Genomic DNA, 18,843 nt, shown 5'->3' with positions numbered 1-18,843 from the left:
CTATCAATACTTTACCATGCTTTTAGGCAAAAGTTTAGCTTGTTTCCCTATTTCTTCGCTAAGCACCAGTCAATTGGCTGTTGCCCTAACGACAGGAGTGCTTCATTTGCTTTTGAATATGGTTTGCTTCCGAAAAAGCCGCGGTGTGCGCTTAACGGACTCGGATGTGGTGATTGCAAAATAATATGGTTACTTGAAATTCGTTCAATTAAAATCCGTTTACTTTGCGCTGGTTTTCCCCATAATAAAAATACAATTGGCTGTTCACGTTTTGCGAGATGTTCAATAATAGCATTCGTAAATTGTTCCCAACCTTGGCCTTTATGGGAATTGGCTTTACCTGCCTGTACAGTTAAAACAGTGTTTAATAATAATACACCCTGCTTTGCCCACGACGTTAAGTCCCCATGCTCCGGGATTTCGCAGCCAATGTCCTGCTGCAGTTCCTTCATCATATTTTTTAGACTCGGCGGCAATTTTTGCCCTTTTTCAACTGAAAAACTTAAGCCATGTGCCTGATTCGGACCATGATACGGATCTTGTCCTAATATGACTACTTTTACATGATCGTAATCTGTTAACCGGAGAGCATTGAAAATATTCTCCTTCTTCGGATAAACTGTTTCTTCCATGTATTGTCTCTCTAAAAATGTCTCAAGAAGTTTATAATACGGTTGCTCTGCTTCTTGGGCCAATAAATCTTTCCAACTATTCGTCAACTGTTCCATCATAATTTCCACCTCATTTTAAACGCTATTGAATTTGCTGCAGAAGTTCAAGTGATTTTTCTGGCATTATAGATTTTTCGTTTTCTGACTATTTTTATATAGTCAGCCAAGCGTTATACTTAACCTAATTATAATTCGAATTTTCACTTTAAGGAGATATGCTATATGACACTTAAAAAAACTTTAACAATTGCCGGTTCTGATACTTCTGCAGGAGCAGGAATGCAGGCCGATTTAAAAGCTTTCCAGGAACATGGCACATACGGAATGGTCGCATTGACAGTTGTTGTGACAATGGATCCGAAAACTTGGAGCCACTCAGTCACACCACTACCGACAGAATTACTACAAAAGCAAATCGATACAGCCCTTTCAACAGGTGTCGATGCCATTAAAACAGGTATGCTTTCAACTGAAGAAATTATTCAAATGGCCTCAAAAGCGATTCAAGCTTCCGGCACAGATAAAATTGTCATTGATCCTGTAATGGTCTGCAAAGGCGAAGATGAAGTACTAAACCCTGGCAACACGACAGCAATGATTAAATATTTATTACCCTATGCAACAGTTGTCACACCTAACCTTTTCGAAGCAGGACAGCTGGCAGGCACAACAACGCCGAAAACAATCGAGCAAATGCAAGCTGCCGCTGTGAAAATTTATGAGCTTGGCGCAAAAAATGTTGTAATTAAAGGTGGAAAAGCCTTAGTACATGATAAAGCCGTTGATTTGTTCTATAATGGAGTAGAATTTAAATTATTAGAAACAGAAAAAGTTTCTTCTACTTATAATCATGGGGCAGGCTGTACTTTTGCAGCGAGTATTTGTGCAAACTTAGCAAATGGTCTTTCTGTTGAGGAATCGGTTATTGAAGCGAAAGAATTCGTTTCAGCGGCGATTAAACACGGATGGGCTTTAAATGAACATGTTGGACCAGTAATGCACGGGGCAAAACCACGTTTCGGTGCACCTGAAGTTACTGTTACAACAATTCCAAATTATGTTAAAGCATAATGCATAAAACTTCTACAAGTAGAAGTTTTGCCTCCGGCGGATGTCACAGATTCGGCAAGGAATTCTTTGCGTCAACGCAAAGCCGAATCCGGACGCAATTACGCTGAGGCGTACTTGATATAGCTGCGTCACACAAGAACTCATTTCTTGTGTGACTTTTTCGTTTCACAGTCGAATATATTTGACTATACTATTAATAGAAAGATTCGAAAGGAGTTAATAAGAGTGATGAAGGAAGTAAATACTAACGAGCTCCAGGAGTTAATTAATTCTTTTGCGAACAAAGACGTTTTTATTCATCTAGAAACTACAAACGGCTCTTATGCAACACATTACAATGAAGGCTTTTTTAATGCAGGCGCATTTATCCGCAATGTACAAATACGCTATGAATTAGGAAAAGTTGTAGGAGACGCCCCACACCGTGTCGGACTTAAAATGCCGCATGGCTGGGTTTACGCACAAGGAATTACACATTTTGAACTGGACGATCAGGGCCGATTACTAATGGCCGGTTTAGATAATACTGGAAAGCTGGCGGTTGCATTAGAAATCAGCGAAACGCCATTCGCCTATTAAGGAGGTCGCTTATATGACATTACAAGAAGAACGTCACGTTTTAGTCGTTTATCCGCACCCGGATGATGAAGCCTTTTCAGTTGCAGGTACATTACGCTTATTCCACAACATGGGAGTTCCTGTTACATATGCTTGTTTAACATTGGGCGAAATGGGACGTAACTTAGGAAATCCTCCATTTGCAACGCGCGAGTCATTGCCGGAAATCCGCCGAAAAGAGCTGATGGAAGCGTGTGAGGCAATGGGTATCGGTGATTTGCGTATGATGGGTTTACGTGACAAAACAGTTGAATTCGAAGACGATGAAAAAATGGTCAAGCTCGTTAATGATTTGATTGTCGAGCTGAATCCATCGCTAATCTTCACATTTTTACCTGGCTTTGCTGTGCATCCCGATCATGAAGCAACTGGACGTGCTGTTGTCGAAGCGGTACGCCGTATTGATAAACAGTATCGCCCTCGTATTTTAGCTTGTGCATTTGCGAATGACACAGTCGAGAAAAACGGTGAGCCGGATGTTACAATCGAAATCTCGTCTGTCAAAGCAGATAAGTTAAAAGCTTTAAAAGCGCATGCTTCTCAAACTGCCTGGATGATTCAAGACGCAGAAAAACGAGTAGATACCGGTGATGTTTCGCTAGATAACTGGTTAAGCCACGAAAGATTTTATACTGTAACATTCAATGATTAATGTATATTTATAATTTCAAGGACGTTTGCATATTTTTGGATTTGCAGGCGTCTTTTTTTCTCTTATTCATCTCTTGTATTTTTATTCGTTTCAATTTTAGCTTATTTCTTCAAAAATATGATGTTTATTACGTTTAAACCTTTCGCCTGCCTAATTATATTCATTTTTTAATCGGTATAGTTTTCAGAAATATTAATCTTTATGTAAAACAGTAGACAAATGAATAAACACGTTTTATAGTGTATAAATATTCAAACTAACAATCAAAGAGGTTATCATATATGAAAACAAAATTTTCTTCTTATACTTGGTTTCTATTTATTGCCCTTTCTGCTCTTGGTGTCTTTCTATTTATTACACCGATTAGTACAGAAGACGGCATAAAAGTACCGATTGCGATCCTTGCGAACTTTTTGGCAGGTAAAGTGGAGCCATTCATTCACTGGTTTGCATTCATCGTATTTATTATTGCGGCGGTAGGATCTGTCGTAATGCAGTTTATTCCGCAAAATAAAGAGCAACGTACACTCGTTGATTCATTATTCCGTGTAAACTGGTTCTGGACAATTATGCGTGTATTTGCAGTTGTATTTGCAAGTATGTATGTGTTCCAAATCGGACCTGAGAGTTTAACAAGTGACGTTACAACAGGCGTGTTACTTGATCCGGCATCCGGTCTTGTAACTTTCATGTTTGTACTGTTTTTATTTGCCGGTTTATTGTTGCCTTTATTAACAGACTTCGGTTTACTCGAGTTCTTCGGTTCAATGATGGTGAAAATTATGCGTCCCCTATTCAAGATTCCAGGACGCTCAGCCATTGACTGTCTCGCTTCTTGGGTTGGTGATGGCACAATCGGCGTATTGCTTACAAGCAAACAATATGAAGAAAAAAATTATACAGGCCGTGAAGCTGCAACAATCGCAACAACTTTCTCGGTCGTATCGATTACTTTCTGTTTAGTTGTAGTTGAAACAATCGGCATTGGTGATTACTTCATCGAGTTCTATGCTTCTGTCATTATTTGCGGATTAATTTTAGCATTCATTATGCCTCGTATTTATCCGTTAAAACAAAAAGCAGATACTTTAATTGATGGCCGTGAAGCTCCTACAAACCGTGAAGATGTAAAAGAAGGTTTTAATGTAGTAACTTTCGGTTTACACAATGCATTAAACAAAGCCGATTCTAACCGTAACTTAGGTAAAATGATTAAAAACGGTTTTATTAATGTACTGGAAATGTGGTTTGCGGTTACACCGATTATTATGGCGTTCGCAACAATTGCATTAGTGTTAGCAGAGTTTACAAGTTTCTTCCGTATTCTAGGGATGCCATTTGAGCCTATTTTAGCGCTTCTGCAAATTCCTGAAGCCGGTGAAGCTGCACAAACGATGATTGTCGGTTTTGCGGATATGCTGTTACCTTCAGTTTTAGGTGCCGGCATTGAATCAGAAATGACACGCTTCTTCATCGCGACAGTATCGGTTACACAGTTAATCTACATGTCGGAAGTCGGCGGACTGATTTTAGGTACGAAGCTTCCATTAAAAATCTGGGATTTATTTATCATTTTCTTAATCCGTACAATCATCTCGATTCCAATTATCGCAGCAATTGCGCATCTTTTATTTTAATTAAAAAGTTAAGGGCTGCCAGAAAGTCAGATTTACTACTGACTTTCCGTGCAGCCCTTTTTATTGTTTATTTCGTGCTAGTGAAGCCGCCGTCGATACGGATAACTTCCCCATTAATATACTCGGCTTTTGAAGTTAGCAGGAAGGTTACAAGCTCTGCTACTTCCTCTGGTGTACCTAAACGCTTTTGCGGGATTCCGCCTGTAGCATTTTCCTTCATTTGCGGGTTTGCTTCATAAAAGGCTTTTACCATTGGTGTTTCAGTCGGACCTGGAGCGATTGCATTAACACGCAGCCCGTCTTTTGCGTATTCTGCTACCATACTTCTCGTTAACCCAACAATTCCGTGTTTCGTTGCCGAATATGTAACAACGGAATCCTGTCCAATTACACCGGCACTTGATGCAGTATTAACAATGGAACCGCCACCGTTTTTCAGCATTACTCCGGCCACATAGCGTACGCCATAAAGTGCCCCTAGCAAGTTGATACCGACAATTTGTTCGATTTCCTCAATCGTAGTATCTAAATAGAATTTACCGCTGCCGGAAATCCCTGCATTGTTAAAGAAGTAATCAATTGAACCGAAATGCTTCACTGTTTGATCAACATCGTTTTTTACTTCTTCAGCTTTTGATACATCCGCTTTAATGAAAATAGCGTCTACGCCATGTGCTTTTACTTGTTCAACTGTTTCGTTTCCGCCTTTTTCACTGACATCCACTACCACAATATTAATACCTTCCTGAGCCATACGAATTGCAGTTGCCTGTCCTAACCCGCTGCCTCCACCTGTAATAATCGCTGTTTTAGTCATCGCTATTCCTCCTGATATATAATTTTGGACGTTGCCAATAAGTTTTTCCTATCCGCAAAATTGCCCTGCCACAATAATTTATTTTTCCCCTTTGTTTTTCAAATAAACATTGGGAGGTGACTTAAGACTTGGTTCATACATAAGCTTTTCCTGTTTCGTTTATTGATATGCACTTCAAAAAGATATAGTGCGTGTTTCAGTTTGAAGGAAATCTTGTCTAAATCAATGCACGTTTTCTCTATTAAACCGCTTTCATTATGGCATATTGATGAATTTTCATAATATACAGAATTTTTACGCCATTACGACATAAATTTATGATAGAATAATATAATCTTTAATCAGATGACGGAGGTTACATGGAAATGGGAGTTACTCAACCAACTACGATTGCAGTTGAAAACGTATTAATCGCACATCATTTTTTAAAAGATGTTGTTGTACATACACCCCTGCAATTAAACGAATATTTATCAGAAAAGTATGGGGCAAAAATTTACTTTAAGCGTGAAGATTTGCAGCATGTTCGCTCATTTAAATTACGTGGTGCCTATTATAAAATTAAAAAAATCGAAACTGAGGCTCGTGCTTCAGGTGTTGTCTGTGCAAGTGCTGGCAACCATGCACAAGGTGTTGCCTATGCGTGCGCAAAGCTGGAAATTAAAGCGACAATTTTTATGCCGAAAACGACACCGAAACAAAAGATCGATCAGGTACGGATGTTTGGCAGAAGCTTTGTGGAAATTGTGCTGGCAGGAGATACTTTTGATGATTCTGCGGAAAGCGCACTTGCCTATTGTGAGCAGGAGAACCGCATTTTTATCCATCCATTCGATGATGCAGATGTAATGGCTGGCCAAGGTACAGTCGCAGTCGAAATTATGAATGACATCGAAGAACCGATCGATTATGTATTTGGCAGTATCGGCGGTGGCGGCTTAATGTCAGGTGTCTCTTCCTACATCAAAAACTTATCTCCATCGAGTAAAGTTATCGGTGTTGAGCCTGCAGGTGCAGCCAGCATGAAATCTGCTTTTCAAAACGGAGCAGTGGTTTCACTGGATACGATCGATAAATTCGTTGATGGGGCTGCTGTTAAATGTGTTGGGCATGATACATATGAAGTATGCCGTCACTATTTGGATGATATTATCGCCGTTCCGGAAGGCAAAGTATGTACGACTATTTTAGATCTTTATAATAAGCATGCAATTATTGCAGAGCCTGCTGGAGCATTGTCGGTTGCAGCACTCGACTTTTACGCAGAGCAAATTCGCGGAAAATCGGTTGTCATCATTATTTCTGGAGGAAATAACGATATTGGACGTATGCAGGAAATTAAAGAGCGTTCACTGATTTATGAAGGGCTGCTGCATTACTTCATCGTTAGTTTCCCGCAGCGTTCAGGAGCATTACGCCAATTTTTAACGGAAGTGCTTGGGCCGAATGATGATATTACAACATTTGAGTATACGAAGAAGAACAATAAAGAAAGTGGTCCAGCATTGGTCGGCATTGAGCTTGCAAACCGCGAAGACCATGCAGGATTAATTGAGCGTATGCGCGCAAACGGTTTTGAATACAAGGAAGTAAATAACGACAGTACACTGTTTGCGTTACTAGTATAAAATATATTCATTTAAATATAAAAAACTCGATTTTCTCTCAGAGAAAGTCGAGTTTTTGCTTTATCTGTCTGGAACTTCTCATTTATCCTAATAACGCGCGGTCTGAATTCATCTTTTCGCCGCGGATTTGTTCGAACTCGTGCATTAAATCCGGAATCGTCAAGTCCTGTTTACGGTCTTCACCGACTTCCAAAATGATTTGCCCTTTATCCATCATAATGAGACGGTTCCCCAAATCGAGCGCCTGCTGCATATTATGCGTGACCATCAGTGTCGTCAGCCGGCTTTCCTCGACAAGCTCTTTTGTCAGCTTTGTAATAAGTTCAGCGCGTGATGGATCAAGTGCTGCTGTATGTTCATCAAGCAGTAAAATCGAAGGCTTCGTAAATGTCGCCATTAATAAACTTAATGCCTGACGTTCCCCGCCTGATAATAATCCGACTTTAGCCGATAAACGGTTTTCCAAATTCAAATGGAGTTTTTCCAATGACGTTTTAAAAAACTCACGACGCTTTTTATCAACTCCGAAACGCAATGAACGCTTCGTGTTACGTGAATAAGCAATCGCCAAGTTTTCTTCAATTGTCATCGTTGGTGCTGTTCCTGCCATCGGATCTTGGAAAACACGCCCGATATGGACAGCACGCTTATATTCCGGCAAGCGGGTTAAATCATTGCCGTTAATTTCGACAGAGCCGAAATCTGGTGTTAACGCTCCAGAAATCATATTCATCATTGTCGATTTTCCGGCACCGTTACTGCCGATAATTGTAACGAAATCACCAGGAGCCAAATGCAAGTTAATATTGTCCAGCGCAATTTTTTCATCGGGTGTTCCTTCGTTAAACACTTTATTAATGCCATCTAATTTAAGCAAGGCTCTTCCCTCCCTGCTCAATATCTACTTTAGCCTGCTGTAATGCGAGTCGTTCTTCCAAACGTTTTGCTTTTCTCTTTTTCTCTTTATATTTCCCTACGATTTGCGGGATTACTAGCGCTAAAATAACGATAACCGCCGTAATTAACTTCATATCACCTGAGTCCAGCCATTTTACACGTAACGCCAATGCGTAAATCATTCGGTAAATTATTGCCCCGGCAATAACTGCAAATGTGACACGAACAATCGACTTTGTTCCGAAAATTGCTTCACCGATAATTACAGATGCTAAACCGACAACAATCATACCAATACCTAATCCGACATCGGCAAACTTTGTATATTGGGCAATTAATGCACCCGATAATGCCACCATACCGTTTGAAATTCCCAGGCCTAAAATGACTAATGAATCGGTATTTGCCGAAAAGCTGCGGATCATTCGTTTATTGTCACCTGTTGCACGGATTGCCAGACCGATTTCTGTTTTTAAGAACCAGTCTATTACTAGTTTAATAATAGTTGTTACAACAACCATTAAAATTAATATTCCCCAAGTTGTTGGAACAGAAGCCAAGCCCATTGATTTCAGTACGTTCGTAATTACTGTATCAATGCCTAAATTCTCCCAGAAAGAACCGAACGTCGAAAAAACTGTTTCTGAATTTAATAGTGGAATATTTGGTCGTGTTACACCGGTATCTGAACTTAATCCCATAATTCGAAGATTAATCGAATAGAGTGCGATCATCATTAAAATCCCTGCAAGCAGCGGATTAATTTTCCCTTTAGTGTGTAAAATTCCTGTCATACATCCAGCAATAAATCCAGCAACTGTTGCGACCAATGTTGCAAGGAGCGGGTTATAGCCAAGCACGATCATCATCGCTGCCGTACCTGCCCCCGTTACAAAGCTTCCATCAACCGTTAAATCCGGAAAGTCCAGCACACGGAATGTTAAATAAACCCCAAGTGCCATAATTGCATAGATGATCCCTTGCTCCACTGACCCAAACATAGCTGTAAACATCTCGAATCATCTCCTGACTTTTTTAAAAGTTTTAAGCAAGTCAGCCTAAACATTTTATACCTGTTTAGGCTGACTTGCTTTTTGTATAAATAAAAATGAATTATTGTACTTCTGCTTCCCATTCAGGCTTAATTTCCAAGCCTAAGTTTTCTGCAGTAGCTTTATTGATTACTAGTTTTAAGTTAGCCGGGTACGCAGCCGGTACTTCTGAAGGTGTTTTGCCTTCTAATAAAATTTGTGCTGCCATTTGCCCTGCTTCATAGCCGATATCGTAGTATTCGAAACCGTATGCTGCTAAACCGCCGCGCTCTACTGAATCAAGCTCACCAACAATAAGCGGTAATTTGTTTGCATCTGCTACTTCGATTACAGATTCAAGTGCCGATACGACCGTATTATCTGTAATAATATAAAATGCATCTACTTTTCCTACTAGTGATTCTGCTGCCTGACGTACTTCAGATGAAGCAGATACCGCTGCTTCCACAATCGTTACGCCTTCTTTTGCTGCAATTTCTTTTACTGCCGCAATTTGTGCAACTGAGTTTTGTTCACCAGCGTTATATACCATCCCTACATTTTTTGCTCCTAATTCTTTTAGGTAAGCAACTGTTTTCGGCATTGTTTCCGGATGTAAATCGATCGTACCTGTTACGTTAGCACCAGGTGTTGCCATTGACTCGATCAATTCTGCACCTACTGCATCCGTTACCGATGTAAAGATAACCGGAATATCAGAAGTTGCGCTTTTTGCAGCCTGTGCTGAAGGTGTAGAGTTTGCGAAAATCAGATCTACGTTTTCTCCGACTAACTGCTGGGCGATTGTCATGTTCGCACTGTTATCATTGTTCGCAGATTTATCTACATATTCTGCTTTAATACCTGCATCTTCAATTGCTTTTTTAAACCCTTCTTTTGCTGCATCTAATGATGGATGCTCAACAATTTGTGTTGTTCCGATTTTAAAAGTTTTTTCGCTATCTGCTTTAGCTGTATCTGCAGCCTCGCCATTTGACGACTCGTTTGAAGATGTCTCGCTCTCTTCCCCGCCACAAGCAGCTAATAATAAAAGAAGCCCGAATAATAAAAAGGACAGCTTCATTAAATTTTTTCTCATCTTATTTCCCCCTAGTTAACTTTATCGATTTAAAGCGCCGAACTTCATTTGGATGAAGTGTTGAAATAATATTACCGCGTCATATTTAGATAGTCAATAACATTTAGAATGTTCTGAATTTATTCTAGGTAATGTGCCTCATTTTGGAATTTAGTTAATACACTTCAAACCGCTAAGCAACGCGGTTTGTTAAACTTTTTACTCTTGATAAATTTTTTGAGGTTTTATTGAAAAAAAAGTCCTATAAATCTTTACTTTTATTTTCAATATTGCTATGATTGCAGTTGCTTTGCGTGGTTCGTAACCATCCCACGTTAAAAAACTAGGAGGAGTTTCATATGAAGGTCAAGTTTATTGCAGCGAGTGCCATTATTGCAGCTTTATATATTGCTGTCACAATGCTTGTTGCGCCAATTAGCTTTGGGCAAGTACAGTTCCGTATTGCCGAAATTTTTAACCATTTAGTCGCATTTAACCCGCGCTATATGTTAGGTGTTGTTTTAGGTGTATTTATCTCCAATTTCCTGATGTCTTCGATCGGTCCAATCGACTTAGTATTTGGTGTCGGACATACGATTATTACACTGGGAATTTTCATATTCATTTGTAAGTTTGTGAAAAATATTTGGGCTCGTCTGATTATTAATACAACGCTATTTACGTTTACAATGTTTATCATTGCAGCACAGCTGAATATCGTGCTTGGCTTCCCGTTCTGGGAAACTTGGCTGTTTGTAGCATTTGGCGAATTTGTTGTATTGGCGGTTGGAGCACCGATTATGTACGCTTTAAATAAACGATTGGATTTCAAAAAATTGATTTAATATCGATTGTTTCGCCAGCTGACTTTTTTACGTCAGCTGGTTTTTTATTTAGCAGAAATATTTTAGAATTGTTTGACATTTCGTTTTTCAGTGTTAGAATAAAGCATATTCAAATTGTTATTTACGGTAGCAGGTTGCGGGAGCGTGACCACCGTTTTCGTTTAGTTGAGCTTAGTTGAGTAAATTGTTGAATAAGAAGAGTAGCATTTATCGTTTTGTCCAGAGAGCGTATGGCTGGTGAAAATACGCCAAAAGGTAAATGTGAATGGGCCTTATGAAAGCTGCTGGCGTTAGTCGGCGGACGGTACCCTGCCGTTATCAGGTTTAAGTGGAAGCAAGGTTTTTTTGGTTTGCTTCAAACGAGGTGGCAACGCGGTGCAGATCGTCCTCAGCAAAAGTTAATTCTTTTGCTGAGGGCGATTTTTTTATTCAGCAAAGCTTTAAGTTAATTACAAGATTGCTAAATCTAAATCGTAAAGGCGTAGTTTATTTCAAAAAAGGAGTGTTTCAAATGGTAGTTCAGCAACATTTTCGTACATCAATGAAAAAAGTAAATGGGGATTTACTGACACCGATTTCTATTTTCCAGCGACTGCAAGGTGAACGGAAGTTTTTATTGGAAAGTTCCTCTAAATATGATGGCAATGGACGTTATTCGTTCATCGGTGTCAATCCGCGGAAAACGTATATCGGGACAGAAAATCAGCTTTTAGATCGTGCGCATCATTCCAATAAAGCCTACACATATGAAGGCGAGCTGATCCAACTATTAAAGCAAGTGATGCCACGTATTTCATCACATACAGAATATCCGTTTACAGGTGGCGGAATCGGCTATATTCACGCATTGCAAAAGCCATTACCTGAACTGCAGTTTCATGTTTACGATACACTCGTTATTTTTGATCATTTAACAGATGAAATCGCTGTTTTCCATACAAATATTGAAGCAGAGCAAGTAGAACCAAACATTGACCAATTGATTGAACAGCTGTTTACAACACCAACACCTGAACAGTCTTCCTATACATTACAACATGTCGAAAAAGAGGAAAATGGACGTTATCGCGCACAATTTACTGGAGAGGCCCTTTCCCTTTATCGAAAAATGCGTGTCGAACACGCTGCACCATATATGTACTATGTCGAATTTGATGATTGCACAGTAATCGGCACATCAAAATCAAACTACATGCAAGTACGGAACGGGAATATTTCCGTTACAAATGACGCACCGTCAATCGAACGCTATAGTACAGAAAATTCGGTGCAGCAGCTTGCCAATATTACAACAAGTACTTTAAGCCCTACCCTTCATGCCATCGATGTCGTGAAAGGGCTATTACCAGCACAAGGCTTGATCGGCTACATCGGCTTTAATGGTCAGGTCGATTTCACGACACCTGAACAAACGATAATAATTCAAGGAAATGTCGCACAGCTTCACTCGGAAGCAGAGGAAGAAGCGCCATTCCACTCTTTACTGAAAGGATGATGAACATGTCTTTACTTCCATACATTGAACAGATTGAGCGAAAAGAGCACTTAGTTTTTGAGGAAATGCAGCAGGCAGCACAGCTTATTTTTAGTGAGCAAACACCGAAAGAACAGATTGCCTCATTTTTAACGGCGATGAGTACAAAAGGAGAAACAGCACATGAAGTTGCTGGCTTAGCTTCTGTTATGAAATCACATGCAGTTGCTGTCGACGTACCCGAAGGCATTTATATCGATAATTGCGGTACAGGCGGCGATGGACTTCAAAGCTTCAATATTAGTACGACTTCCGCTTTTGTATTGGCAGGCGGCGGCATTTCAGTAGCAAAGCACGGCAACCGAAAAGTATCGAGTGCTTCAGGTAGTTCGGATGTGTTGGAGGCACTTGGCATTACACTGCTGCCAAATATCGAGCAAACATCCGAGTTGCTCAAACAGCACGGTATCGCCTTCTTACATGCTCCAAACATGCATCCGAAATTAAAACGGATTGGTGAAGTACGACAGGCAATCGGCAAGCCGACGATTTTCAATTTAGTCGGTCCCCTAACAAACCCTGTTCCGCTAAAAACACAGTTTGTCGGCATTAACCGACCGAACTTCACGACCGATTATGCGGAAGTGCTCCATATGCTAGGACGTGAACGTGCAATCGTCGTCTCTGGCGCACAAGGAATGGATGAAGCATCACTGGATGGTGAAAACACTTTTGTACTGTTAGACCGCGGAGACATGATTCCATTTAAACTTCGTGCTGAAGATGTCGGCTTAGCCGCACAGCCCCTTTCTGCAATTCGCGGCGGCACTCCTGCAGAAAATGCGGACATTATGCGTGACTTACTAAAAGGAAAACAAAGTGTGTATTTTGATACGGTTCTTTTAAATGCCGGCATTGGATTCTTTGCATACGGACTTGCCGAGACGATGAAGGAAGGTATCGATATGGCGAAAGACAGTATTATGTCAGGACGCGCTTATGAAAAATTAGAAAATATCGTTGCTTATAGCCAAAAACAGATGCAGGAGGAACCCGTAAAATGACGATTTTAGACCGTATTATTGACCAAAAAAAGACTGAGCTGCCACAATTGCTTTCGACAAAGCCTGTGTTTTTAACAATTGATAAGGCCCGCCCTTCTTTATACGAAACACTGATATCGGCCAATTCATTGCAAGTAATTTCGGAAATGAAGCGTGCCTCCCCTTCTAAAGGCAATATTGCGACGGAAGTCGACCCTGTTGAGCAAGCCTTACAATATGAAGAAGCAGGTGCTGCCTGTATTTCCGTATTGACAGAACGCGCATTTTTTAAAGGGAGCTATGCGGATTTAAATGCAGTTGCAAATGCTGTGGACATACCGGTTTTATGTAAAGACTTCATCATTCATGAAGTGCAGATCGACTATGCGAAGGCTGCCGGCGCATCAGTTGTCCTGTTGATTGTCGCAGCATTAACAGATGATCAGCTGAAATCCCTTTATGCCTATGCGACAGAACAACAGCTAGAAGTGCTTGTTGAAGTACACGATGCCGATGAATTAAAGCGTGCCCTTGCCATTGGAGCAAACATCATCGGAGTGAATAACCGGAATCTGAAAACATTCGATGTTTCACTGTCGGCAACGCTTGAAATTGCACAGCTTCTTCCTCCATCACCGATAGCATTTATTAGTGAAAGCGGAATTTTAGGTCCGGAAGATGCACAGTTTGTGGCGAATGCTGGCGCAAAAGGTATATTAGTCGGCGAAGCATTAATGCGCAGCGGCGACGTCAAAAATTCACTTAAAGCACTAAAAATCGACATAACAGCAAAGGTTGGCGAAAATCGATGACAAAAGTAAAAATTTGCGGTTTAAAAGAAATTGAACATGTAGAAACAGCTGTTAAAGCAGGTGCTGATTTTATCGGATTTATGTTTGCGCCCAGTAAACGACGCATTACGGTAGAGGAAGCAGTGGAACTGGCAAAGGCAATTCCGGGTACGGTCAAAAAAGTCGGGGTTTTTGTCAATGAAGAGCCAGCCACTATTCGTCAAATTGCAAAAGAAGTCGGACTCGATTATATCCAATATCACGGGGATGAAACGCCCGAACAGATTCAGGTAATCGGGCTGCCGGCAATTAAAGCATTCTCGATTCGTAGTGAAGAGGATGTGACACGTGCGGCGACATATGATGTGGACTACTATTTGTTCGATGCGCCTGGAACTGACTTCCGTGGAGGAAGCGGAAAGTCCTTTGACTGGATGCTGCTTGATAAAGTGAAAATTCCGCTTGAAAAGGTCATTTTGGCAGGTGGGCTAAATGAAGAAAATGTTGGACTGGCGATTATGCTTGTCGAGCCATTTGCAGTAGATGTTTCAAGTGGTGTAGAAGTAGATGGTCGAAAAAGTTCAGCAGCGATTACGAATTTTATTGAAACAGCAAAAGGAGAGTTGATTTTATGACGACAGTAAAAGGACGCTTCGGGCGATTCGGCGGTCAATTTGTGCCCGAGACATTGATGACTTCACTTGAGGAATTGGAGCTTGCCTATGAGGAAGCAAAAAATGACCCCTCTTTCCAGGAAGAACTTGATTATTATTTAAAGCAATATGTCGGACGTGAAACTCCCCTTTATTTTGCGGAGCGTTTAACGAAAAAAGTCGGCGGTGCGAAAATCTATTTAAAGCGTGAAGATTTAAATCATACTGGCGCACATAAAATAAATAATGCGATCGGCCAGGCACTTTTAGCAAAACGTATGGGGAAGAAAAAAATTGTTGCTGAAACAGGTGCAGGTCAGCACGGTGTCGCAACAGCAACTGCGTGTGCATTGCTTGATATGGAATGTATTGTTTACATGGGAGCAGAAGATGTACGCCGTCAGCAACTGAACGTTTTCCGTATGGAGCTGCTCGGGACAAAAGTTGTTGCGGTAGAAAAAGGCTCCGCTACATTAAAAGATGCAGTTAATGAAGCATTGCGTCACTGGGTTACTCATATAGAAGATACACACTACATTTTAGGGTCAGCACTTGGGCCACACCCCTTCCCTACAATTGTCCGTGATTTCCAGCGTGTCATTGGGGATGAAACACGTGCCCAAATTTTACAGCAGGAAGGACGTCTTCCGGATACAGTTATTGCTTGTATCGGTGGCGGCAGTAATGCAATCGGAATGTTCTACCCGTTTGTGGAAGATCAGGATGTAGCATTGTATGGAGTGGAAGCTGCAGGTTCAGGTGTCAATACCGACAAACATGCGGCAGCAATTCATGTTGGGAAAACAGGTGTCCTTCACGGTGCGTTTATGTACTTATTACAGGATGATAACGGTTTTGTACAAGAAGCACATTCTATTTCAGCGGGACTGGATTATCCTGGAGTTGGACCGGAACATTGCCATTTACATGAAACAGGTCGTGCTGCCTACCCTTCTGTTACAGATGAACAGGCACTTGAAGGTGTGAAGTTGTTATGTGAAACGGAAGGAATTTTACCGGCATTAGAAAGCGCGCATGCCGTTTACTATGCAAGTCAATTTGCCAAAAGCCGACCTGCTGATGAAATTGTTGTCGTTTGCTTATCAGGACGCGGAGACAAAGACGTTCATACATTAATGGATAAACTAGGAGGTGGCGTAAAATGACATTGCAAAAACAGCTTGAAAACGTATTAGCTGCAGGGGATAAAGCATTTGTTCCTTATATTATGGCAGGCGATGGCGGGATCGAAACGTTAAAACCTACTATATTAAAGCTTCAGCAAATCGGAGTTTCCGCAATTGAAGTTGGGATTCCATTTACAGACCCTGTAGCAGATGGACCAACAATTGAACAAGCCGGCGAACGTGCGCTTGCATACGGTGTGACATTGAAAAAAGTACTGGATGAACTGCAAAGCTTTGCACAGGAAATCCATATTCCGCTCGTTGTCATGACGTACTTAAACCCGATTTTAGCTTATGGGATTGAAGCATTTGCAGAGGATGCAAAACTTGGTGGTGTTCAAGGACTGATTGTACCGGATATGCCTTTTGAAGAAAGTGCTTTATTGCATGATGCTTTAAAGGAAAACGGCATTGCGCTTGTACAGCTTGTATCATTGATGAGCCCTCCTGAACGTATAAAAAAATTAGCTGCTGCAAGTGAAGGCTTTGTCTATGCCGTTACGGTAAATGGTATTACCGGTGAACGTGCAAGCTTTGCCACGGAACTTGCCGGGCATTTTGCAAACTTGAAAGCAGCGAGCAATATTCCCGTGTTAGCAGGCTTCGGTATTTCAACAATTGAACATGTAAAAAGCTTCGGTGACATTGCGGATGGAGTAATTGTCGGCAGTAAAATTGTTACGGCACTCGTTGAACGGGACTGGGCAACAATAGAAGCGCTTGTTCAGGCTACGAAGAAATCGGCCGTAATTTAATCGCTATTTATTAGAGGATGCAACAACTTGATAATTGTAGGACCCCTTCTCTTTTCATATCTTTGCATCCTACTTTCTTCTATATATATTATGTTTCCTTTATATGGTATCCTTTGATTAAATCATATTAAATGGAGGTTAAAGATGAGTGTAAAGGATTTTTTTGCCGGTTTGTTTTTTCTTGGGCTTGCGGGATATTTTACTTACGCATTAGTCGATAATATGCCGAATCTTTTTATTGAAAGTACAACCGTTTGGCAATATTTCGTTGCTTTCTTTCGAGTTGCGCTGATCATTTTCCTCTTTAATCTTGGCCTGACGATGATTAAACGCTTTTTAAAAGGCAATACAGTTAAAAACGGGAACGCTCGTTAATATGCGTTCCCGTTTTTGTTTTTCATTTACTCTTCTTCATTTAATGTTGCGCTAAATGCATCTTTAAAATCAGCATCTTTAATTGTAACATTGGCTTCTTTTAACAAGCGTGCTTCTACTGTTTCCCACTCAGTATTCGCAACAATCCGCTCTTTTAATGTCTTTTTAATTTCTTCTTTTTGCTCTTCCAGTGAAGCATAGTCTTTCACTTCTCGTTTATCTACTAGCTGAATAATTTCATAGCCTAAGGTACTTTCCACCGGCTCTGATACTTTTCCAGTTTCTAACGCATACGCTGCATCTGCAAATGTTGTCTCCATATCAGCAATGGACAGCCAGTCTAGATCACCGCCGTTTTCAGCTGTCTCGCTATCCTGTGAGCTCTCTTTCGCAACCGTTTCAAAGTCGCTGCCTTCCGAAATCTGTTCATACAACTGCTGCGCCTCTTCTTCCGTCTCGACTAAAATGTGGCGTGTATAAAGCTCATATTTCCCTTGCTCATAATAGGTCTTGATTTCTTCTTCTGTTACCTCAACATCTTCCATCGCCTTTTGCTGGAGCAATTGGAAACGTATTGTATCTTTGAATGTTTCTTCTGTATAGCCATTCGTCGCCAAAGCCGATTCAAAGCTGTCTCCGTACATTTCTTTATACGTTTCGAGCTGTTCCTCTATTTCTTTGTCCGACACTTCATACTGATCTGTTAAAATTTTATCAACTACAACTTGTTCCAAAAGAGTTGTTCCGGCTATTTCTTTCATTTGCTCATAAAATCCCGATTTTGTAATATCCCCGTAAGCCGTTGTTGCAACAATCTCGTTATCTGTATTTCCACATGCCGCCAACAAAAGTGAAGCTGTCAATGTGATACCGATTATAGTTTTCTTCATTATTACACTCCCTGTTTTTATGCTGTGAAGTTGCCGTCATAGCTTAACATTACTGCTGACGATACACCTTCTACTTTTGATAATGTTGATACGAATGCAGCATCATTCCCTTTTAAGCGTACTTCATAGGTTACTTCCATTTGTTCATCATTCATTACCGATTTGGATTTTAATAAATAACGTTTTGAAGCTTCTTTCAACAATCTTTCAATTACTGTATTTGTTTCTTCATGCTCAAAACGTACTACAACTAAGTACGGGTTTTCGATCACAATTTTATTTTGGAAAACAATAATGACTACTCCAATAATGACTGAACCAATTACCGCTAAAGGAATAAATCCTGCACCACATAAAATTCCGACTACTACTGACCAAAACAGGAATATTAAATCCATCGGGTCTTTAATTGGTGTACGGAAACGAACGATTGATAATGCACCGACCATACCAAGTGATAATAGAACATTTTGACTGATCCCCATAATGACTAATGCTGTCGCCATAGCCATAATCATCAGCGAAATGTTGAACGAATGTGAGTACACAACCCCGTTAAACGTTTTTTTATATATGAAGTAAATAAATACACCTAATAAAAAGGCACTTGCCAATCCGATCAATGCGTCGATTAAAGAAAAGCTGGACGTCTTTTCTAAGAAACTCGATTTGAAAATATCATCAAAATTGGTGATATTTGTTGCTGCTAATAATGTAAACACTTAAAATT

The 18,843-nt window shown here is 40.5% G+C and carries 20 protein-coding genes, 1 riboswitch and 1 other annotated feature; of the genes, 13 read left to right on the top strand and 7 right to left on the bottom strand.

Annotated elements, in window-relative coordinates; genetic code table 11:
• Positions 1–47: 47 nt before the first annotated feature.
• Positions 48–731 carry a uracil-DNA glycosylase gene (locus B5473_RS09210; RefSeq protein WP_079524591.1) on the bottom strand — a complete coding sequence of 228 codons (684 nt, stop codon included), beginning with the start codon at positions 729–731 and terminating at the stop codon, positions 48–50.
• Between the two features lie 162 nt (positions 732–893).
• Between B5473_RS09210 and thiD the strand changes: the two genes are divergently transcribed.
• The 4 genes from thiD (at position 894) to B5473_RS09190 (ending at position 4,649) form a co-directional block, all read left to right on the top strand.
• Positions 894–1,742 (top strand): bifunctional hydroxymethylpyrimidine kinase/phosphomethylpyrimidine kinase, encoded by an 849-nt coding sequence (gene thiD / locus B5473_RS09205; RefSeq protein WP_079524590.1) that lies wholly within the window; start codon positions 894–896, stop codon positions 1,740–1,742.
• A 228-nt stretch (positions 1,743–1,970) separates the two neighbouring features.
• Positions 1,971–2,321, top strand: a complete 351-nt coding sequence (locus tag B5473_RS09200; RefSeq protein WP_008404569.1) for a YojF family protein — start codon at positions 1,971–1,973, stop codon at positions 2,319–2,321.
• Between the two features lie 13 nt (positions 2,322–2,334).
• On the top strand, positions 2,335–3,012 hold the full coding sequence (gene bshB2 / locus B5473_RS09195; RefSeq protein ID WP_079524589.1) for a bacillithiol biosynthesis deacetylase BshB2: 678 nt from the start codon (positions 2,335–2,337) through the stop codon (positions 3,010–3,012).
• Positions 3,013–3,293: 281 nt separating this feature from the next.
• A complete protein-coding gene (locus tag B5473_RS09190; RefSeq protein WP_079524588.1) occupies positions 3,294–4,649 on the top strand; it encodes a YjiH family protein in 1,356 nt (451 codons plus the stop codon).
• Positions 4,650–4,716: 67 nt separating this feature from the next.
• Here B5473_RS09190 and B5473_RS09185 read toward each other — a convergent pair whose 3' ends face one another.
• Positions 4,717–5,466, bottom strand: coding sequence for an SDR family NAD(P)-dependent oxidoreductase (locus B5473_RS09185; RefSeq protein ID WP_079524587.1), 750 nt, complete (start codon positions 5,464–5,466; stop codon positions 4,717–4,719).
• A gap of 359 nt (positions 5,467–5,825) precedes the next feature.
• Here B5473_RS09185 and ilvA point away from each other — a divergent pair, with 359 nt between their 5' ends.
• On the top strand, positions 5,826–7,094 hold the full coding sequence (ilvA, locus tag B5473_RS09180; RefSeq protein ID WP_176142060.1) for a threonine ammonia-lyase IlvA: 1,269 nt from the start codon (positions 5,826–5,828) through the stop codon (positions 7,092–7,094).
• 82 nt (positions 7,095–7,176) lie between these two features.
• On the opposite strand, the gene B5473_RS09175 is transcribed toward ilvA, so the two are convergent.
• From B5473_RS09175 to B5473_RS09165, 3 genes are all read right to left on the bottom strand, one after another.
• Complete coding sequence (locus tag B5473_RS09175) at positions 7,177–7,971, bottom strand: ABC transporter ATP-binding protein (RefSeq protein WP_079524586.1); 795 nt, start codon at positions 7,969–7,971, stop codon at positions 7,177–7,179.
• Positions 7,964–9,004, bottom strand: coding sequence for an ABC transporter permease (locus tag B5473_RS09170; RefSeq protein WP_079524585.1), 1,041 nt, complete (start codon positions 9,002–9,004; stop codon positions 7,964–7,966). The genes B5473_RS09175 and B5473_RS09170 overlap by 8 nt, the downstream gene beginning before the upstream one ends.
• Positions 9,005–9,104: 100 nt before the next feature.
• On the bottom strand, positions 9,105–10,121 hold the full coding sequence (locus B5473_RS09165) for an ABC transporter substrate-binding protein (protein WP_079524584.1): 1,017 nt from the start codon (positions 10,119–10,121) through the stop codon (positions 9,105–9,107).
• A gap of 287 nt (positions 10,122–10,408) precedes the next feature.
• Positions 10,409–10,453: riboswitch (PreQ1 riboswitch) on the top strand.
• Positions 10,454–10,459: 6 nt separating this feature from the next.
• On the opposite strand from B5473_RS09165, the gene B5473_RS09160 reads away from it, so the two are divergent.
• From B5473_RS09160 to B5473_RS09125, 8 genes are all read left to right on the top strand, one after another.
• Positions 10,460–10,945 (top strand): QueT transporter family protein, encoded by a 486-nt coding sequence (locus B5473_RS09160; RefSeq protein ID WP_079524583.1) that lies wholly within the window; start codon positions 10,460–10,462, stop codon positions 10,943–10,945.
• Between the two features lie 178 nt (positions 10,946–11,123).
• Positions 11,124–11,338 (top strand) — a binding site (T-box leader).
• Positions 11,339–11,456: 118 nt separating this feature from the next.
• Positions 11,457–12,440: a metal ABC transporter ATP-binding protein gene (locus B5473_RS09155; RefSeq protein ID WP_079524582.1), complete on the top strand. Its 984-nt coding sequence runs from the start codon at positions 11,457–11,459 to the stop codon at positions 12,438–12,440.
• Positions 12,441–12,445: 5 nt separating this feature from the next.
• The gene (gene trpD / locus B5473_RS09150; protein WP_079524581.1) at positions 12,446–13,483 is read left to right on the top strand and encodes an anthranilate phosphoribosyltransferase; all 1,038 of its coding nucleotides are present in this window, start codon (positions 12,446–12,448) and stop codon (positions 13,481–13,483) included.
• On the top strand, positions 13,480–14,274 hold the full coding sequence (gene trpC / locus B5473_RS09145) for an indole-3-glycerol phosphate synthase TrpC (RefSeq protein ID WP_079524580.1): 795 nt from the start codon (positions 13,480–13,482) through the stop codon (positions 14,272–14,274). The genes trpD and trpC overlap by 4 nt, the downstream gene beginning before the upstream one ends.
• Positions 14,271–14,888, top strand: a complete 618-nt coding sequence (locus tag B5473_RS09140; protein ID WP_079524579.1) for a phosphoribosylanthranilate isomerase — start codon at positions 14,271–14,273, stop codon at positions 14,886–14,888. Before trpC ends, B5473_RS09140 begins: the two co-directional genes overlap by 4 nt.
• A complete protein-coding gene (gene trpB, locus B5473_RS09135; RefSeq protein ID WP_079524578.1) occupies positions 14,885–16,072 on the top strand; it encodes a tryptophan synthase subunit beta in 1,188 nt (395 codons plus the stop codon). The genes B5473_RS09140 and trpB overlap by 4 nt, the downstream gene beginning before the upstream one ends.
• On the top strand, positions 16,069–16,848 hold the full coding sequence (trpA, locus tag B5473_RS09130; protein WP_079524577.1) for a tryptophan synthase subunit alpha: 780 nt from the start codon (positions 16,069–16,071) through the stop codon (positions 16,846–16,848). Before trpB ends, trpA begins: the two co-directional genes overlap by 4 nt.
• Before the next feature lie 144 nt (positions 16,849–16,992).
• Positions 16,993–17,223 (top strand): sulfate permease, encoded by a 231-nt coding sequence (locus tag B5473_RS09125; protein WP_079524576.1) that lies wholly within the window; start codon positions 16,993–16,995, stop codon positions 17,221–17,223.
• Positions 17,224–17,249: 26 nt separating this feature from the next.
• Here the strand turns inward: B5473_RS09125 and B5473_RS09120 are convergent, their stop codons facing one another.
• Positions 17,250–18,113 carry a peptidylprolyl isomerase gene (locus B5473_RS09120; RefSeq protein WP_079524575.1) on the bottom strand — a complete coding sequence of 288 codons (864 nt, stop codon included), beginning with the start codon at positions 18,111–18,113 and terminating at the stop codon, positions 17,250–17,252.
• 17 nt (positions 18,114–18,130) lie between these two features.
• Positions 18,131–18,835, bottom strand: coding sequence for a DUF4956 domain-containing protein (locus B5473_RS09115; RefSeq protein WP_079524574.1), 705 nt, complete (start codon positions 18,833–18,835; stop codon positions 18,131–18,133).
• Positions 18,836–18,843 lie beyond the last annotated feature (8 nt).

It is taken from the genome of Solibacillus isronensis, from assembly GCF_900168685.1.
Lineage (GTDB): Bacteria > Bacillota > Bacilli > Bacillales_A > Planococcaceae > Solibacillus > Solibacillus isronensis_A.
The sequence above is the reverse complement of the archived record's forward strand: the minus strand, read 5'-3'. Positions and strand labels throughout refer to the sequence as shown.

Bases quoted from the DNA above. Each gene is read 5' to 3' on its own strand.
- B5473_RS09140 (WP_079524579.1), top strand. From the start codon at position 14,271: ATGACAAAAGTAAAAATTTGCGGTTTAAAAGAAATTGAACATGTAGAA.
- trpD (WP_079524581.1), top strand. From the start codon at position 12,446: ATGTCTTTACTTCCATACATTGAACAGATTGAGCGAAAAGAGCACTTA.
- trpC (WP_079524580.1), top strand. From the start codon at position 13,480: ATGACGATTTTAGACCGTATTATTGACCAAAAAAAGACTGAGCTGCCA.
- B5473_RS09210 (WP_079524591.1), bottom strand. From the start codon at position 731: ATGATGGAACAGTTGACGAATAGTTGGAAAGATTTATTGGCCCAAGAA.
- B5473_RS09170 (WP_079524585.1), bottom strand. From the start codon at position 9,004: ATGTTTACAGCTATGTTTGGGTCAGTGGAGCAAGGGATCATCTATGCA.
- B5473_RS09200 (WP_008404569.1), top strand. From the start codon at position 1,971: ATGAAGGAAGTAAATACTAACGAGCTCCAGGAGTTAATTAATTCTTTT.
- thiD (WP_079524590.1), top strand. From the start codon at position 894: ATGACACTTAAAAAAACTTTAACAATTGCCGGTTCTGATACTTCTGCA.
- trpB (WP_079524578.1), top strand. From the start codon at position 14,885: ATGACGACAGTAAAAGGACGCTTCGGGCGATTCGGCGGTCAATTTGTG.
- B5473_RS09185 (WP_079524587.1), bottom strand. From the start codon at position 5,466: ATGACTAAAACAGCGATTATTACAGGTGGAGGCAGCGGGTTAGGACAG.
- B5473_RS09155 (WP_079524582.1), top strand. From the start codon at position 11,457: ATGGTAGTTCAGCAACATTTTCGTACATCAATGAAAAAAGTAAATGGG.
- B5473_RS09120 (WP_079524575.1), bottom strand. From the start codon at position 18,113: ATGAAGAAAACTATAATCGGTATCACATTGACAGCTTCACTTTTGTTG.
- B5473_RS09190 (WP_079524588.1), top strand. From the start codon at position 3,294: ATGAAAACAAAATTTTCTTCTTATACTTGGTTTCTATTTATTGCCCTT.
- bshB2 (WP_079524589.1), top strand. From the start codon at position 2,335: ATGACATTACAAGAAGAACGTCACGTTTTAGTCGTTTATCCGCACCCG.
- B5473_RS09160 (WP_079524583.1), top strand. From the start codon at position 10,460: ATGAAGGTCAAGTTTATTGCAGCGAGTGCCATTATTGCAGCTTTATAT.
- B5473_RS09125 (WP_079524576.1), top strand. From the start codon at position 16,993: ATGAGTGTAAAGGATTTTTTTGCCGGTTTGTTTTTTCTTGGGCTTGCG.
- ilvA (WP_176142060.1), top strand. From the start codon at position 5,826: ATGGAAATGGGAGTTACTCAACCAACTACGATTGCAGTTGAAAACGTA.
- B5473_RS09165 (WP_079524584.1), bottom strand. From the start codon at position 10,121: ATGAGAAAAAATTTAATGAAGCTGTCCTTTTTATTATTCGGGCTTCTT.
- trpA (WP_079524577.1), top strand. From the start codon at position 16,069: ATGACATTGCAAAAACAGCTTGAAAACGTATTAGCTGCAGGGGATAAA.